This window comes from Erythrobacter sp. K21-9, from assembly GCF_055808355.1.
This window is the reverse complement of the sequence record NZ_CM147866.1, coordinates 1,595,394-1,612,015: the sequence shown is the minus strand read 5'-3', so window position 1 is coordinate 1,612,015 and position 16,622 is coordinate 1,595,394. Positions and strand designations below refer to the sequence as shown.

15 protein-coding genes are annotated in these 16,622 nt (G+C 61.4%); 5 read left to right on the top strand and 10 right to left on the bottom strand.

Translation table 11 applies throughout. From position 1 onward, the window contains the following. Nucleotide 1 precedes the first annotated feature (1 nt). On the bottom strand, nucleotides 2–1,450 hold the full coding sequence (locus AC0L39_RS08110) for a UdgX family uracil-DNA binding protein (protein WP_473262185.1): 1,449 nt from the start codon (nucleotides 1,448–1,450) through the stop codon (nucleotides 2–4). A 10-nt stretch (nucleotides 1,451–1,460) separates the two neighbouring features. Then, nucleotides 1,461–2,699 carry a putative DNA modification/repair radical SAM protein gene (locus tag AC0L39_RS08105; protein WP_473262184.1) on the bottom strand — a complete coding sequence of 413 codons (1,239 nt, stop codon included), beginning with the start codon at nucleotides 2,697–2,699 and terminating at the stop codon, nucleotides 1,461–1,463. Between the two features lie 213 nt (nucleotides 2,700–2,912). On the opposite strand from AC0L39_RS08105, the gene AC0L39_RS08100 reads away from it, so the two are divergent. Continuing rightward, the gene (locus AC0L39_RS08100; protein WP_473262182.1) at nucleotides 2,913–3,641 is read left to right on the top strand and encodes a carbonic anhydrase; all 729 of its coding nucleotides are present in this window, start codon (nucleotides 2,913–2,915) and stop codon (nucleotides 3,639–3,641) included. Nucleotides 3,642–3,710: 69 nt separating this feature from the next. Here AC0L39_RS08100 and AC0L39_RS08095 read toward each other — a convergent pair whose 3' ends face one another. From AC0L39_RS08095 to AC0L39_RS08085, 3 genes are all read right to left on the bottom strand, one after another. Next, nucleotides 3,711–4,049: a PilZ domain-containing protein gene (locus tag AC0L39_RS08095; RefSeq protein ID WP_473262181.1), complete on the bottom strand. Its 339-nt coding sequence runs from the start codon at nucleotides 4,047–4,049 to the stop codon at nucleotides 3,711–3,713. Nucleotides 4,050–4,129: 80 nt separating this feature from the next. Continuing rightward, nucleotides 4,130–5,551, bottom strand: a complete 1,422-nt coding sequence (locus AC0L39_RS08090; protein ID WP_473262322.1) for a DUF6504 family protein — start codon at nucleotides 5,549–5,551, stop codon at nucleotides 4,130–4,132. A gap of 112 nt (nucleotides 5,552–5,663) precedes the next feature. Continuing rightward, the gene (locus tag AC0L39_RS08085; protein WP_473262321.1) at nucleotides 5,664–6,449 is read right to left on the bottom strand and encodes an ImuA family protein; all 786 of its coding nucleotides are present in this window, start codon (nucleotides 6,447–6,449) and stop codon (nucleotides 5,664–5,666) included. Between the two features lie 401 nt (nucleotides 6,450–6,850). Between AC0L39_RS08085 and AC0L39_RS08080 the strand changes: the two genes are divergently transcribed. After that, nucleotides 6,851–7,219: a pyridoxamine 5'-phosphate oxidase family protein gene (locus AC0L39_RS08080; RefSeq protein ID WP_473262319.1), complete on the top strand. Its 369-nt coding sequence runs from the start codon at nucleotides 6,851–6,853 to the stop codon at nucleotides 7,217–7,219. Nucleotides 7,220–7,294: 75 nt separating this feature from the next. Here AC0L39_RS08080 and AC0L39_RS08075 read toward each other — a convergent pair whose 3' ends face one another. Continuing rightward, entirely contained in the window at nucleotides 7,295–8,698 is a 1,404-nt protein-coding gene (locus AC0L39_RS08075) for a sodium-dependent transporter (RefSeq protein WP_473262180.1), read from the bottom strand. Nucleotides 8,699–8,828: 130 nt separating this feature from the next. Here AC0L39_RS08075 and panB point away from each other — a divergent pair, with 130 nt between their 5' ends. Together panB and AC0L39_RS08065 are read left to right on the top strand one after the other, a co-directional pair. Further along, on the top strand, nucleotides 8,829–9,701 hold the full coding sequence (gene panB, locus AC0L39_RS08070; protein WP_473262178.1) for a 3-methyl-2-oxobutanoate hydroxymethyltransferase: 873 nt from the start codon (nucleotides 8,829–8,831) through the stop codon (nucleotides 9,699–9,701). Nucleotides 9,702–9,731: 30 nt separating this feature from the next. Further along, entirely contained in the window at nucleotides 9,732–10,808 is a 1,077-nt protein-coding gene (locus AC0L39_RS08065; protein ID WP_473262177.1) for a DUF475 domain-containing protein, read from the top strand. Here AC0L39_RS08065 and AC0L39_RS08060 read toward each other — a convergent pair. After that, nucleotides 10,777–11,745 carry a bile acid:sodium symporter gene (locus AC0L39_RS08060; RefSeq protein WP_473262175.1) on the bottom strand — a complete coding sequence of 323 codons (969 nt, stop codon included), beginning with the start codon at nucleotides 11,743–11,745 and terminating at the stop codon, nucleotides 10,777–10,779. The genes AC0L39_RS08065 and AC0L39_RS08060 overlap by 32 nt on opposite strands. A 99-nt stretch (nucleotides 11,746–11,844) precedes the next feature. Here AC0L39_RS08060 and AC0L39_RS08055 point away from each other — a divergent pair, with 99 nt between their 5' ends. After that, a complete protein-coding gene (locus tag AC0L39_RS08055; protein WP_473262173.1) occupies nucleotides 11,845–12,219 on the top strand; it encodes a hypothetical protein in 375 nt (124 codons plus the stop codon). Here the strand turns inward: AC0L39_RS08055 and AC0L39_RS08050 are convergent. Genes AC0L39_RS08050 through prsK form a run of 3 tightly spaced genes read right to left on the bottom strand, consistent with a single transcriptional unit; the run spans nucleotide 12,212 to nucleotide 16,618 of the window. Beyond that, a complete protein-coding gene (locus AC0L39_RS08050) occupies nucleotides 12,212–13,264 on the bottom strand; it encodes a tetratricopeptide repeat protein (protein ID WP_473262171.1) in 1,053 nt (350 codons plus the stop codon). The two genes, AC0L39_RS08055 and AC0L39_RS08050, sit on opposite strands and share 8 nt — an antisense overlap. Continuing rightward, nucleotides 13,257–14,621, bottom strand: a complete 1,365-nt coding sequence (prsR, locus tag AC0L39_RS08045) for a PEP-CTERM-box response regulator transcription factor (protein WP_473262170.1) — start codon at nucleotides 14,619–14,621, stop codon at nucleotides 13,257–13,259. Before prsR ends, AC0L39_RS08050 begins: the two co-directional genes overlap by 8 nt. A gap of 23 nt (nucleotides 14,622–14,644) precedes the next feature. Then, a complete protein-coding gene (gene prsK, locus AC0L39_RS08040; RefSeq protein WP_473262168.1) occupies nucleotides 14,645–16,618 on the bottom strand; it encodes an XrtA/PEP-CTERM system histidine kinase PrsK in 1,974 nt (657 codons plus the stop codon). Nucleotides 16,619–16,622: the final 4 nt, after the last annotated feature.

Here is a 16,622-nt window from a genome sequence, read left to right as displayed (position 1 = left end):
TTCACGCCGCCAGCTGCGTGAGCCGCGCCTTCACCGCCGCAAGATCCGCTGCAAACAGCGCGGCCTGTTTGTCCCGAGCCTCGCCATCAAGCCGCAGCAGGTAGGAGGGATGCGCGGTCACCCACAGTTCAGCCCCGCCCTCAAGCGCGATCGGTTCGCCGCGCGCTTTCGAGATGCTCACCGTCTTGCCAAGGAGGCTGCGCGCTGCGCTGGTCCCGAGCGCGAGGATGACACGCGGTTTGACGACCTCGCGCTCGGCCTCCAGCCACCAGCGGCAGGTGTCGATCTCCTTGGCCTGCGGGCTTTGGTGAATGCGCCGCTTCCCACGTTGGACGTATTTGAAATGCTTCACCGCATTGGTGACGTAGGCGCTGGAACGGTCGATCCCGGTCCGCTCGAGATATTCATCGAGCAGTTGGCCCGCTGGTCCCACAAACGGTTTACCAGCCACATCCTCCTGATCGCCCGGTTGTTCGCCCACGATCATCAGGGGAGCGCCGACGGCTCCCTCACCCATGACCGCGCGCGTCCCGCATTCGGCAATGGGGCAGTCATGGCAATCCGCAATCGCGTGGCCAATCGCATCGAGGCTCGCCGGCAGCTTGCGTTCTTCCCGCTCACCCGCCGCGACCATGCCTGCCTCACGCGCCTGTGCGCCTGCGATGAGGTCCGGGATCAGCTCCGCCTCGGGCATGTTCTTCCAGTATTTCTTGGGCATTTCGGAGAGCATCGCCCCGACCTTCAGCCGCGCGGGATTGAAGATGGATGCATAATAGGACTTCCATAAATCCTCGACCGGATCGCCTTGCGGTGCATCGCTGCGCTGGGCCGGACCGCTCTCGCGCATGGTTTCGCCATCCCAATGGATGCAGCCGCGCGGGGTGAGGATCGACCAGTTCATGTTGGCGAAGCGCCGCATGAAAAAGCCCGCATTGGCGCGCACGATATGGTGATCCGGCTCGAACCACGCAGCGTAGTGCTCGCTTCCATCCTCGCTGGTGACCTCGCGGAAGCGGACGAAGGCGTGCATCTTGTGACTGTCGCGGCGCACCGATTTGTCGAGTTCCTCGATCCGGCGCACGTCAGGGTCGGCCTTGTCCTCCATCGCGCGCGGGTTCGACTGGAGCCGCCAGAGCATTCGATAGAGCAGGCCAAAGCGTTCGGGGTCGGAATGGAGCGCCGCGTTGCGCGCGAGCTTCATGAAACGCTTGGAGGCACGCACGGGCCTCGCGTCCCTGTCCGGCACTGGCAGGCGCTTTTCGCCGCGCGAGGGGCCTTCCTGAGCGAAGAGATCGCCCGTCCCGCCCGGTTCGGCCCAGCTCACGCGGTCCGGCGGTACATCGCACTGGATCAACCCCCTCGCCCGCTCCCTCCAGAAGGCGAATTCGTCTGGCGCAGGCAGGTGAACAACGTAATGCTCGCCCAAGGAGACGTTCTGCATGGCGGTCATTGTGACACCATCAAAACAGCTCCAACTGCTCTTGCTTGGGCGCGAGCAACGCGCGCAAATCCGCCCGGTCGGTGAGGGTCGTCGGACGCCAGTCGAGCGCCACCAGGAACGGGCGCACCTTGGCAATCGACTGGGTGAGCCGCGCCACATCGTCCAACCGCAGCGTCCGGTGCCGCCGCGCCGCCAGAATGCGCGCCACCGCCGTCGTTCCGAGGCCTGGAACTCGCAGCAATTGCTCTTTCGAGGCGCGGTTCACATCGACCGGGAAACTACCCCGGAATTTCAGCGCCCATGCAAGCTTGGGATCGATATCGAGCGGCAAATTACCATGCGCGTCGGTCGCCTGCGCGACTTCTCCGGGAGCATAGCCGTAGAACCGCATCAGCCAGTCCGACTGGTACAGCCGGTGCTCGCGCATCAGCGGAGGGCGTTTCAGCGGCAGAACCGCGCTCGCATCGGGGATCGGCGAGAATGCGCTGTAATAGACCCGGCGCAGTCCGAAACTGCCGTAAAGCATGCTCGCTTTGCCAACGATATCTGCATCGCTCGCATTGTCCGCACCCACAATCATCTGGGTCGACTGGCCCGCCGGCGCAAAGCGCGGGGCGTGTTTGAACCGCTTGCGCTCATCCTTTGCCTCAATGATGCGCGATTTGGTTCTGGCGAGCGCTCCTTCGATCTGGCGCTCATCCTTGTCAGGTGCAAGCCGTGTCAGGCCGCTCCTGGTCGGCAATTCGACATTGATCGACACGCGGTCGGCATAGAGCCCTGCCTGGTGGATCAATTCGGGATCCGCTTCCGGGATGGTCTTGAGGTGGATGTAGCCGCGAAAATCGTATTCCTCGCGCAATATCCGCGCGCACTCGACCATTTGTTCCATCGTGTGGTTAGAACTTTTGATGATGCCCGACGAAAGGAACAGCCCCTCGATATAATTGCGCTTGTAGAAATTCAGCGTGAGGTCGGCGACTTCCTGCGGGGTAAAGCGTGCGCGGCGCACATTCGAGCTTTTGCGGTTGATGCAGTAGTGGCAATCGAAAATGCAGTGATTGGTCAGCAATACCTTCAGCAGCGAGATACACCGGCCATCGGGCGCGTAGGCATGGCAGATACCCATCCCCTCTGTCGAGCCAACGCCCTTCCCGCCCAGCGAGTTCTTCTTTGCCGTTCCGGACGATGCGCACGAGGCATCGTATTTCGCCGCATCGGCGAGGATTTCGAGTTTTTGCCGGAGTGTTTGCTGAGTCATCTATCACCTATTCGTTCTTTATATGTTCTCCTATCAAATTCAGCAAATGCAAATGTTGCAATTCACTTGGAACCCAAGGCGAAATGAGACATTATTCCACTACGGACCGGGCCCCTCTGGCGAGCAATCCTGCTCGTGATGTCGGACGTAACCTGCGGCAGTAGCCGCATAGGAACACGGGGGGCACATCGTCGCTCCCCAAGGGAGCTTTAGATGAAGTACGCAACACCCCTTCTTGCCACCGCGGCCATCGCGATGGCGACCGTCTCTGCAACTGCGCAGGATTGGGAATACACCGATGGCGAAGCGGCTGAAAACTGGTCTCAGGCCAGCCCTGACTTTGCCGCTTGCGATGCAGGCATGATGCAATCGCCGATCGATCTCGGCACATCCAGCGCGCTCGGTGAAATCACTCTCGCGGCTGATTACGGGATGACGGACGGCACCCTGCGTGTCGGCAAGCACAAGGTGCAGATCGACGCAGCAGCCGGCCAGGGCATGGTATCAGGCGATCGCCTGTTCAACCTCATCCAGGTTCACTTCCACACCCCCTCCGAGCACGCGATCAGCGGCGAGCGCTTTCCGCTCACCGCACACTTCGTCCATGCAACACGCGACGGAACTCTTGGCGTACTCGGCGTGATGTTCGAGGAAGGTGACGCAAACGAAGGTCTCCAGACCATCATCGATGCGCTGCCCGCCGGTGACGGCGCGAGTGTCTCGATCGACATGGGCGCGATGGTGCCGGACGAACTCGAAGTCTATCGCTACATGGGTTCGCTGACCACGCCGCCTTGCAGCGAGAACGTCAACTGGCATGTCGTCGAGGATTCGCTGGAAGCCAGCGCTGAACAGATCGCCGCAATGGAAGGCGCGCTTGGCATGAGTGCGCGTTCGCTGCAGCCGGTAAACAACCGTCTGCTCGTCGCTCCGTCTGACTGATCGGTGCAAGAAAACAAAAGGGGCGGTGCTTCGCAGCATCGCCCCCTTTTTTGTCAAAACTGCACGTTGTTACAGCTTGCGTCTGTGATCTTCGCTGTCATCGCCGAGTTTTGTGCCTTGCGCGTGGACCAGATGATCGACCACGGCCGCGCGCATCTGGCCTTCGAATGAGACTCCCGCGACCTTGCCTTCGATCCATGCAATCGTACCGAGCGGGGCGTTGACGCCGTCGACTTTCATCGTGACCCGATCACCGACATTGGCGAAGCCTGCCGAGCCCCTGATCTTGCATCCCCCTTCGGAAATATCGATCAAATCGACATAGACCGGGCGTGACTTGACCCGGCCCTTGACCATCAGGCTAAGCGAACGGCGCTCTGCAGCGCGCGAGATGCTGTGCATGTTCATGGTGAACGTTCTAGGTGGCAATGGTAAAAAAATGTTGATCGCGGATATAGGGGGCTGATTATTCGAAAAATTCTGAAAAATCAGGCATGCAGCCCTTGCAGATACCATTGCGGCATTCCGCCCCTGCCATCGCCGACTATACCGTGCCGGTAAATCCAGTATCGCCGCCCTTCCCTGTCCTCGATCCGGTAGTAATCCCGCAAGCGGACGGTCGATTTCTCGCGCCACCATTCAGGCGCGATCCGCTCCGGACCGTCGACCCGCGCCACTTCGCACACATTGCCGCGCCAGCGGAAACGCTGCGGCAAGCCATCCGGCGAAGCGTAAAGCACAGCGATTACTTCAGGCTTGTCCAGTAATTTCAGCGGCCTTTCATGAAATTCGAGCATGGCCTGTGAACTCGGTTCGGGTTCCAGCGGCGGCTGCCAGCTTTGTGCGCGTTCGGGCAGGTGGCTGGCGCGCGGCACCGGACGGCGCACTGCCTGCGGGCCAAGGCGGACCGTCAGCCGGTCGATGCAGGCACCCAGCGACGTTCCATGCCGCTCGGCTGCTTCCTCGACATCCCCCTGCGAAAGGCCGAGCGGTTCGGCCCAGCTGGCGCGTAGCCGCACTGTCTCGATGCCGAAGCCTGCTTCGATATCGTCCAGCTTGCCTGCAAACAGGCGTATGATATGCGCCGCCTCCCGCGTGGCAGCCGCCAGTTCCAGCCGTCGCACGATCACTTCGCCATCGACCCGCCAGAGGCCTAGCTCTAGCCGCCGCGCGCCCTCCCCGCGCGCTTCGAGCTCGCGCACCATGTCATCGACAAGATCGGCAAGCACCTGCTCAAGCAAGCTGCGATGCCGGATCGGCTCCATCAACCGGCGCTGGACCAGCGGGGCATGGTGGGGAACCACCGGCAGCAGCGGCTCGGGCACCTTGCCCAGCAATTGATCGAGCCGGACCAGTGGATTGGCGGAAGGCGATTTGCGATTGCGAAACCGGCGGTGAAGCGCATCGCGGGCAGCAGCTTCCTGCCCAAAATCCCTGTTGTCTATCGGTCCGGCGGCAATGCCTGCAAGATCGCCCAACCGCTTGAGCCCCAGCCGCCGCAATACGGTCAGCACGTCCTGATCGAGCCGCAGCGCTGCGACGGGAAGATCGGCGAGACGCTGCGCGCCATCTTCCGCAGGACCAAGGATCGCGCGCGCAGACCCGAAATGAGCGCCAAAATGAGCAAGCGCCCACGCAGCCCCGGCGGTGGGAGCAATCGCGGCGCGGGTTTGCAGGCCGCGCCTGGCAAAAGCCGCCTCGACATTGCTGAGCAGCTTGGTCTCTCCGCCGAACAAGTGCGCGGCGGCGGTGATATCAACCAGCACACCGTCGGGCGGATCGAGCGCGCTCCACGGCCCCCAACGCTGCGACCACAGCGCCAGTTTCTCCAGATCATCGAGATCGCCTGCGGGGTCTGCGGGAGCGGTCTGGATGGCGGGGCACAAAGTGCGCGCATCGGCCAGCATCATGCCTGCCTGCGCGCCGGCAGCGCAGCCTGCATCGTTGACCGCATCGATCCGCGGCCCATGTGCGGTTTCGGTAATCAGTGCGGTTGGGAAAGCGTCTGCGCCTTCCCCCGGCTCACACCCTTGCGCAAGCCGCCAGCGATCGACCGACAGTCGCGCGAACCAGATCGCCAGCACCCTGCGTGTTGGCTGCGACTGGAGTCCCGGCGCGCTGTGCTCGCAAACGTCCTTTGTCATTGTTCAATATCCATTCTCCGGGGGCGTGACTGCGCGCGCGGAACAGTTCTGCCTTCCATGCGGGTGCGCCCGGCGCGGCGGCGTTCCAGCGCGCAGGCGAAGAAGGTGCGGGATCTACCCGCCAACGCATCCGCGCCGAGGACAGCTCGGGTGCCGCATCGAGACGCACGAGCCACAGCGCCACGCCATGCTTTTCCGCTGCCAGGCTGAGCCTGCGCGAAGCGGTGAAATCGAGCGCGCGCGGATTGCCGGTAATCTCTCCGATAACGCAGGCAAGGTCGCGGCAGCGCAGCCCCTCCTCCAGCGCGAACAGCGCATCTTCAGGGCTGCCTGCTTCGACATGGATCAAGCGGTCGCGCAATTCTGGTGGCAGACCGTGGCGGTAGGGGCGCCCGCTGCGCTGCACTGCCCCCTTGTCCTGCACCCACAGCACCTGTCTGCGATCCTCGACCTGTTTCAGGGGATCTGAGTCCTGACCCTCTGCCTGCTGCCCTGCGACCTGAAGCGCATCACGCGCGAGTGCCAGCGCCAGCCCTGCTCCTCCCGCATCTGAAGCACTGGCAAAAACCTCGCTGTGCAAGGGTTGGTCGGCAAGTCCCGGCCGCCAACGCCCCTCGCGCGCCTTTGACAGTGCAGCGATATCCTGAGCGGAGAGACGCGGCATGGAATCGAGGCTGGAGGCACTCGGCTCCTTGCCGCAAACCACGGGGCGGTCCGGCAGGGGGAAATCGTGAAGCGCCTTTGCGCCGCTGGAGGAAACGGAAGCCGTCATCTGAAACCTTGAGAACATTGGGGAGACTCGCCCGAGTCTCATTTGTTCCCATTATGTTCCATATTTGCGCCGCACATGCAATGCCTCTGACAGCCCGCCCGATCACGGCCTCGCCCTGCCTCCATCGGGGAACATCACACACGCCAAGCCGTTAATCGAGCAAATACAAGAGATTAAAATGCGCTACGAACAAGGTAATGCCGACGAACTGAAAACCAAATTCTGGAAGGCGCTGGACGATCTCGCCCTTCGTGTTCCTCCAGCGTGATGGAGAACCACAGACCGCCGTGCCGATGACAGCACAGACCGACAAGAATGCCGACAGCGCGATCTGGTTTTTCACAACCAAGGACAGCGATTTTGCAAAGCTTGGTCCGGTCACAGCCACCTATGAGGGCAAGGGGCATGACGTCTATGCCCGCTTCCACGGCAGCCTCTTCATCGAGGACAACCAGGACCGCTTCGACCAGTTCTGGAACAATTTCGTCGAAGCCTGGTACGACAGCGGAAAGAACGACCCCAACATCCTGTTCCTGCGCATGGACCTGCGCGATGCAGAGATCTGGAGCGGAGATTTGAGCCTGCTCACCACCGCCAAGATGGCGATGGGCATGACCGTGCACGATGATGTCCAGGACAAGCACGCCGAAACGACGCTTTAAGACCTGACCCCCGGAAACAAGACCATAACACCGGGCCGCAAAAGGGCCGCTCCCCCAAAGGAGCGGCCCTTTTTTCTAGCCGAATATGCCGTAGAGCAAGATCACCGTCAGGATCACCGGGCATACATAGCGGATCAGCGCGCGCCAGGTCTGGTGCAGCAGCCCATCCAGTCCATTCTCGTCATCGATCAGCTTCGCATCGGCAATCCAACCGACGAAAATGCAAGTGAGGATCGCGCCGATAGGCATGAACAGTTTGGCCGTTACACCGTCCAGCGCATCGAAGAAATTCGCCTCGGCAAAGATCGGGATGAACCCTAGCGGATAGAATTCAGCGATTTCGTTGAACGACAGCGCCGACAGCACGCCGAGGATGGCAGCGCCCGTCCCCACAATCATTGTCGCGACAGGGCGCGCCATGTTGAATTTCTCGAACATCCAAGCCGTTGGCGCTTCAAGCAGCGAAACCGAGCTGGTCAATGCAGCGAAGAACACCATGATGAAGAACGCAAGACCGATCAGCGAACCGAACGGCATCGCCTGAAACGCAATCGGAAGCGATTGGAACATCAGCCCCGGACCTGCGCTCGCCGAAAGACCCGCAGCAAAAACGATTGGGAAAATCGCCAGACCGGCCAGCAGCGCAACGCCTGTGTCGGCAGTGGCGATAATGCCCGAAGTCTCGCCCAGATTGGTGTCGCGATTGGCATAGGCGCCATAGGTCATCATTCCCGCCACACCCAGCGAGAGCGAGAAGAACGCCTGGCCCACAGCGGCCAGCATCACTTCCCCGGTTAATTTCGACGCATCGAATGTGAACAGGTAGCTCACCGCATCACCGAAATTTCCGGTGAAAGCTCCGTAGATCGTGATGCCGAGGAACAGGACGAAGAACAAAGGCATCAGGTAGACCGCAACCCATTCGATCCCGCTGGAAACGCCGCGCGCGACAAAAAACATCGTCACCGCAAGGAAGCCGAGATTGAGGCCGACCATCAGGCCGCCATTGCCAAACAGGCCGGGCAACAGACCTTCGACATCTTCTGCTGCGCGCCCTTCAAATGCGCCGCCGGCCAGACCGGTCTGGAACAGGTCGCTCACGAAAACCCCGATGTAGTATACGACCCAGCCACCTACGACGCAGTAAAAGCTGAGGATGAGGAAAGCGGCAAACACGCCCATTACGGCAAGTACGCTCCAACCTTCGGACGCCTTGGAATCGCGCGCAAGGCGGCGCACACTCTCAGGCGCATTGGCTTGACCGTGCCGCCCGATCAAAACCTCGGAAAGCAAAACGGGAAGGCCGATCAGCAGCACGCAGAACATGTAGAACAGCACGAACGCGCCGCCGCCGTTCTCACCCGCTTCTGCTGGAAAGCGCCACATATTGCCGAGGCCGACCGCTGAACCGACCGCAGCCAGGATAAATGCACTGCGCGACGACCAGTTTTCGTGGCCCGAACCGGTGGATGCTACCATGATTGAAAATGTACCCTCTTGCCGCACGTCCCTGACGCGCCATCCCATGTCCTTCCTCTCTGCAATGTTTCTGCGCCCGCGCCAAGGGTGAAGCTTTGCGTTCTGCGCAGCCGGGCGCTAAATGCGCGCCATGTCCACGACCTTCGAGCTCGATACGAGCACCAGCCGCGCCAATCCTACCCCCGCGCCGATGAAGCGCCTGACTGTGCCGCGCATCCGTGCCCGCAAGAAAGACGGCGTAACGGAAAAGCCGCTCGTGATGCTGACTGCCTACACCGCGCGGCAGGCGCAGCTGCTGGATGCGCATTGCGACCTGCTGCTCGTGGGAGATCTGCTTGGCCAGGTCATTTACGGCCTTCCTTCGACCATTCCCGTAACGCTGGAGATGATGGCCAATCACGGCGCGGCAGTCGTTCGCGGCTCGTATCATTCGGTTGTGGTGATCGACATGCCGTTCGGATCGTATGAGAGTTCGCCTGAGCAAGCCTTTGAAAGCGCTGCTTTCCTGCTTAAGCAGACGGGCGCGGCCGCAGTGAAGCTCGAGGGCGGTGAGGCAATGGCACCGACGGTCGAATTCCTCAATTCACGCGGCATCCCGGTCATGGGCCATGTCGGCCTGACCCCGCAGGCGGTCAACGTGCTTGGCGGGTACGCTGCGCGCGGACGCTCCGACGCAGAGGCCGACAAGATCGTCAGCGATGCAGTCGCTCTCGACAAGGCGGGTGCGTTCTCCATCGTGATCGAAGGCGTTGTCGAACCCATCGCCATCGAGGCTACCAAATCAGTGTCCTGCCCCACAATCGGCATTGGCGCTTCGGCACAGTGTGACGGGCAGGTGCTGGTGACCGAAGACATGCTCGGCATGTTCGAACGTGTGCCCCGCTTCGTTAAGCGCTACGATAATATTGCAAGCATGATCGACAAGACGGTGGCCACATACGCTGAAGAAGTTCGGACCCGCAGCTTTCCCGGCGAAGAACAGACCTACCAGCCCAAGAGCTGACCACAATCTCGATCAAGGCACGATATCCTGATGCAAACGCTCCTGCGTTATTACACATTTTCCCTACTTTTCACCGCAGCCTGCTTCGGGCTGGCCGGCTGGTATGGCTGGGCCAGCACAGGCACCCTTGGCGGGATGCTATCCATCCTGTGGATCGTGTTCGTCCTGTCGATCCTCGAAGTGTCGCTGAGCTTCGACAACGCGGTGGTCAACGCAACCGTGCTACGTGAGATGGACCCGGTGTGGCAGCAGCGCTTCCTCACCATCGGTATCCTCATCGCAGTGTTCGGGATGCGGATCGTGTTTCCCATCGCCATCGTTTCCATCGCGGCGCAAATCGGACCTTGGCAGGCGATCGAGCTTTCACTTGGTAATCCCGAGGAATACGAGCGGATCGTCTCGGCTGCCCATATCGGCATTGCCGGCTTCGGGGGCGCATTCCTCGCGATGGTGGGCCTTACCTTCTTTTTCGATGAAGAGAAGGAGATCCACTGGATCGCCGTGATCGAGCGCAACGTGAACAGGTTCTCAAGCGTTCCTGCGGCTGAGCTAGGACTTGTCCTGTCGGTCATTTACGGCGTTTCCACCCTCCTTACGCCCGAAGAAGCGCTCACCTTCCTTACGGCGGGAATCATGGGACTGGTCACGTTTATCGGCGTCCACGCGCTCGGCGCGATCATCGAGGAAGGCGAAGCCAAGAAAAAGGCAGCGGGCGAAGTCGTGCGTTCCGGCCTTGGCGGGTTTCTCTACCTCGAAGTGCTCGATGCGAGCTTCAGCTTTGACGGAGTTATCGGCGCATTCGCATTGTCGAACAACATGATCGTTATCGCGATCGGTCTGTCGGTTGGCGCGATGTTCGTGCGTTCGATGACGATCCACCTTGTGCGCGCAGGAACGCTGTCGCAGTTTCGCTATCTTGAGCATGGCGCATTCTGGGCGATCATTGTGCTCGGCTTCATCATGCTGTTTTCGGCCAAGTATCACATCCCCGAAACCATCACGGGCCTGATCGGCGCGGTGCTGATCGGTATTTCGCTGTGGTGGTCGATCCGGCACAACCGAAAGCAGCAAGCCGCTAATCCGCAGGCCGGTGCGCCAGCCGAGTAGCGAGCGGCGCTGCGACGACAAGTTGCAGCAGGTGATACAGCAGCAACGGCGCGATCACGAAACCGGCGACGGATGGCGCGAAGAGGATCGCGGCGAGCGGAGCGCCTATGGCGACGCTCTTTTGCGGTCCGGCGAACAAGAACGCGATCCGGTCCTCGCGGCTGTATCCACCGATCTCCGCCACCTTCCAGGCAAGGAAGTAGGCAAGCCCCATGAACGCGATCGTCACAGTAAGCAGCCACGCGCCTGCGATGGGTGAAATACTGGCGATGAGGCCCTGCCCAACTGCGCCCGACATCGCCACATAGACGGCGATGCCAATCACAATCCGGTCAAGCCACACGATCTTTGCCTTGCGCGCGATCAGCCATTCTCGCGTAAAGCCTTGGACCGCTTGCCCGATTGCAAACGGCAGGAGCAAGATCACTCCGATCCGCACAATCGTCTCCGTGCCCAGATCGACCGCCTCGCTTCCAGCGAGCAAAGCGAAAAGCGGTGCGCTTACGAACACGCCGAGAATGTTGATCAGCGCCGCGCCGACCACCGACAGCGCGGCATTGCCTCCTGCGAGAGTAGTATAGCTCGTGGCCGATTGTATCGTCGACGGCAGCACGCCCAGAAAAATGAACCCGAGCGCGATTTCGGGCGTGACGAACAGGCTTGCAATGCGGGCCGAGCCGGTTCCGAGGACTGCCATTCCCCCGAACACGAACAGCACGAGCGGCGTGAAGAAGCGCCAGTTTGCTGCGGCGCGGACGATTTCGCCGCGCGCGATCCGCATTCCGTTGACGAGAAACAAGCAGAAGATCGAAACGCTGGACACGGTTTGCGCGGTCTCGCGTGTCTCACCGGTCGCTGGAATCACAAGCGCGAGACCGGTCGCGATCACCAGCACGGCGATCATCGGGTCGGCCAGAGTCGATTTCCACTTCGCCATTGCTGGGCGCCCTGCCTTCGGCGCGGCCACTTGTCGAGTGGCTTGCCGCTACCGGTTGAGGAATGGCCCCGGTCGCAGCTTCGCCAATGCAGAAGCGGTTTGCTCAGCCATCGCATCGTCTCCCAATGCCCGAGCCGCCTGCAAGCGCAGCTCCAGCAGCGCAGGGTCGTTCGTCGCTCCCTGGCCAACCGCATTGTTGATCATCAGCGAAACTCGCTGCCAGTCTCCGTCAGCCGCGCTGCTTTGCGCCAGCATCACGAGCGCTTCGGTGTTGAGCGGCTCGCCTCTCAGATGCCGGATCAGGAGCGCCTCGGCTGCGTCGTCATCACCGGCCTCGCGGTAAGCATGGATGATTTTGCGTGTAAGCGGCCACGGGCGGCTGATCTGCGCCGCCTGCCCATATTGCTCCAGGGCGCGAGCAAGATTGCCGCGTTCCAGGGCCGCATCGCCCGCAAGGACGCGAACGTCAGATGATCCTGCAAAATTTTCGAGAATATCCTCTGCATGGGCCTGCGCTTCTCCGCGGCGGCTCGGCCTCGACCAATTCCCGCATCCTCGCCGTAGCATCAGGCAGAATATCCGCATCGGCCAGCAAGACTGCCACTCCGTCCCCTCTCCCGGCAAAGGCGCGCTCTATGTAACCGGCAGCATCGGCGCGCTGGCCGAGCCGTTCATACGCCCGGCCCACCAGCATGTTGAGGTAGGGCGAGGCAGCATCGCTCCCGGCCCGCTCGGCAAAGCGATTGGTCAATTCGCGGTCGCGCCCGCCAAGCCACAGCGCCCTCGCAAGCAGGTCTTGCACCCGCGCGTTCCCCGGCTGGCTCGCGGCCATATTCTCCAGCGATGACGCCGCGCTGTCGAAATTGCCCTGCTGCATATCGATGAGCGCACTCATCTGAATGGCGGCCGCGCTGTCCGCCTTGCTGCGTTTGAGCAAGCTGCTGGCGAGCACCGGATCGCCGGCCCGAGCCGCCAGCACAGCATGCAGGAAATGAATTCGCGGATCATCCGGATGGGCATCGGCAAAGCTGCGCGCGGCCTTCAGCATATCGCGGTTACGGTTCAGATCGCCCAAAGTGGCAGCGTATTCGGCGAGGAGATCGGCGTCGTCGGGATTTGCTTCTAGCGCCCGCTCGAACCATGCCAGCGCCGCCTCCATTCCGTAAGCATCCCGCACAAGCTGCGCGCGCATCAAAAGCGCCGGTGCGAATTGCGGTTCGAGGGTCAACGCAAGATCCGCCGCCTCTAGCGCTCCGATGTGTTCGCCCCCGCGATAGCGGAGCCGCGCAATCGCGACCCACAGAGCCGGATCGCTGCGCTCGATCGCCAACGCCTGGTCCAGCAGGCGGCCCGCCGCAGGCAATTCGCCTTTAGCGGTCTCACTTTGAGCCTGCTCGATCAGACTAGCAATTTCGCTATCGCCAGATTCTGGCCCCGCCGCGCGCTCATTGGCAGCGGTGCATGCGGTGAGCAGCACGCTTACGCACACGGCAACCAAGGCCGCGCGCTGATTAGGCATGCAGGTCGTACTGTTTGAGCAGGTCGTAGAGTGTCGGACGGCTGATACCGAGCAGTTTGGCAGTGCTCGAAATGTTGCCTTCGCTACGCGCCAGCGCATGGCGAATAACGCGGCGGTCGGCCTGCTCGCGGGCAGATTTCAGATTGAGCACTCCGGCGCTATCTTCTTCCTCGTCATCGAAATCGAGGTCGCCCGCATTCACCAGCTTGCCATCCGCCATGATGACGGCGCGCTTCACGCGATTCTCCAGTTCGCGGACATTGCCGGGCCAGTCATGCGCATCAATGGCGGTCAGGGCGTCGGGCGCGAAACCTGTAACTGCGGGGTTCATTTCCTTGGCGAACCGTTTGAGGAATGCCTTGGCGAGCAGAATGGCGTCGCCGTGCCTCTCTGCAAGGCCCGGGATCCGAACCACGATCTCGGCGAGCCTGTAGAACAGGTCTTCGCGGAAAGTGCCCGCGCCGATCATCGCTTCGAGGTCTTGGTGAGTGGCGCAGACAATCCGGGTGTCGACTGCAATCGTCTTGCGCCCGCCAATCCGCTCGATCGTTCGTTCCTGCAAGAAGCGGAGCAATTTTACCTGAAGAGGCAGGGGAATGTCGCCGACCTCGTCGAGAAACAGCGCGCCGCCATTGGCGCTCTCGATTTTCCCTTCGGTGGTTTTGACCGCGCCTGTGAAGGCGCCTTTTTCATGCCCGAACAACTCACTTTCGAGAAGATTCTCGGGAATTGCTGCGCAGTTTATCGCCACGAATGGTCCATTATTGCGGTTGCTGGCGTCGTGCAGCCCCTGAGCAAGCAATTCCTTGCCTGTTCCGCTCGCACCCAGCAGCATGACCGAGACGCTGGTGCTCGCCACGCGCTCGATCGTGCGCGCAACCTTGACCATCTCCGGCGCTCCGGTGATCAGCCGTCCAAGCACCGTCTTGTCCTCGCTCGAATGCGCCAGCAGCCTGCGGTTCTCAGCCTCGATTTCGTGGAGATTGTAGGCACGCCGGACGATGAGGCCGAGTGCATCGATGTCGACCGGCTTCTGATAGAAATCATACGCACCGCGCTCGATTGCCTGCAACGCACTCTCGCGCGCGCCGTGACCGCTGGCGACTATGACTTTGGTATCCGGTTTCAGCTCCATGATCGCATCGAGCACGGCAAAGCCCTCGGTCGTGCCATCGGGATCCGGCGGCAGGCCGAGATCCAGCGTTACGACAGCGGGCGCCTCGCTGCGAAGCGCCGCGATAGCGCTGTCGCGGTCACCCGCGATCACGACTTCGAAGTCTTCATAAGCCCATTTTAGCTGGGCCTGCAGACCCTCATCGTCCTCGACGACGAGCAGTGTCGGTTTCTTGTCAGCCATTGGCGACCTCATGGGGCAATGCGTTATCGTGGGCGGAATGGGATGCGAGACGGCGCGTTTCGGCCACAGGAAGGATCGTGCTGAACCTCGTGCCGACACCTTCGCGCGATCTCGACCATCAGGCGTCCGCCCATGGCCTTGATCATCTCGCGCGCTTCGAAGGCACCGATACCGAACCCACCGTCCTTTGACGAAACGAAAGGCTTGAACAGGCCGCTCCGTACGAATTCGGGGCTCATCCCGTGGCCTGCATCGATAATGTCGATCTGACCGTTCAGTCCTTCATGCGACGTACTGATATATATGGGCGAATCCGGATCGCTGGCTTCGACCGCATTCTGGACAAGATGGATCAGCGCCTGTTCAAGCGACTCCCGGTCGGCCATCACACGGACCATTTGCGTTTCGTTGAATACGACTGGATGGACCGATTTGAACCGTTCAGCCAAGGCCCGGCCAAATTCACCCAGCTCGATTTCGGCAAGCTGCTCGACCGGGCCGGCTCCATAGCGTCCGAGCCGCGCAAGCAGCGCAGACAATTTCTCGGATGAATTGCGCAGGGTCACGAGCATATCCGCTCGAAAGGCCGGGTTGTCGGCATGCTTCTGGGCGTTTGCCGATAGCAGCGACATCTGGCTCGCCAGGTTCTTGATGTCGTGCATCACGAATGCCATTCGGCGATTGAATTCATCGAACCGGCTTGCATCCATCAGGGCTTGCTGACCGGCCTGCTCGGCCAGGTAACTCGCGAGCTGCTGACCGACTACGCGCAGCAGGTCGAAGTCCTCCCAATCCAGCCTGCGTTCGATACGGGGACGAGCGAGCACAATTGCGCCGACCAATCGGTCGAAATGGATGAGTGGTACTAGGGCCCAGATGTCCTCTTCGCCGCGCATCCATTCGGGCAGGTGATCGAGTTCGTCGTGATGTTCGGTTCCGCTTCGCACCTCGCCGAAATCGACGATGTGCCCATGCTTTTCGAGCAACTCGCACAGCCCGTAGTCACCGGCGACCGCAGGGACTTCGATTGTCGGCCAGTTCCAACGGGCGGTCAGCTCAAGCCGCGCATCCTCATTGGCGACCAGCAGAAGGCCAGCCGGACTATCGGTGATGTCGGCAACAGCCTTTACCGCGCGTTCATAGAAGCTCGCGCCGCTGCTCGTTCCTTGCCCGATAGTAGCGGTGAAGCGAAGCCATTCCTCGCGGTAGTCGTAGCGGTGCTGGAACAGGTGCTTCGTCGCCGTCACGCGAAGCCAGCCGCGCACGCGCTTGGACGGGATCCATATCGCGGCAAGGCCGATGCCAAGCACGAGGAACATGATCTGCCCTGCCCGCGCTAGGTCTCCGCCGAGCAGCGTCAGCGAACGGGTCACAAGGACCATGACGAGCAGGTAGCTGCTGATCACCAGCAGAGACAGCGTCTGGAATGTCACGGTGCGAGACGGGCGGAAATGCAGGCCGGACCCCGCGACATTGCCGCCCAGCACCAGCATTCCAGCCATCGCACCGGCGACAAGCCCGCGCATCGAAACAAGGAAACCAGGGTGCTCGCCCACCAGATAAGCAATGGTGTAAAGGTTGAGGTCGTAAGCAAAGATGCCCGCAAGCGCGATCCCGCTCCAGCGCAGGATCTGGCGCGATGCAGCCCCGGCGCCGGCATAGAGGTTGTGCAGCAGGACCAGCGCTCCGATCGCGACAAGCATATTGAGCACCGCCGACACCTCGAAGGTCAGAGCGGTAAGCTCGGGCACGGATCGTGCGCGCGCGGCCACGAGCAGCAGGACCGGCTGGAACATCTGCACCAACGCCAGCGCGATGATTACAGGGCGTATCGGCTTGAGGCTTTCATCGCGCCCGTCGGCGGAAAACAGCCTGAAAATCACCGCAATCAAGGCGAGGTTGCGTCCCGTCTCTGCCAGGATAGTGATGGGTTGCTGCGGTCCGAATGCGGCAGCAAGGCCGCACCACACCGCCGTTGCGAGGCACGCTGCAACCATCGGT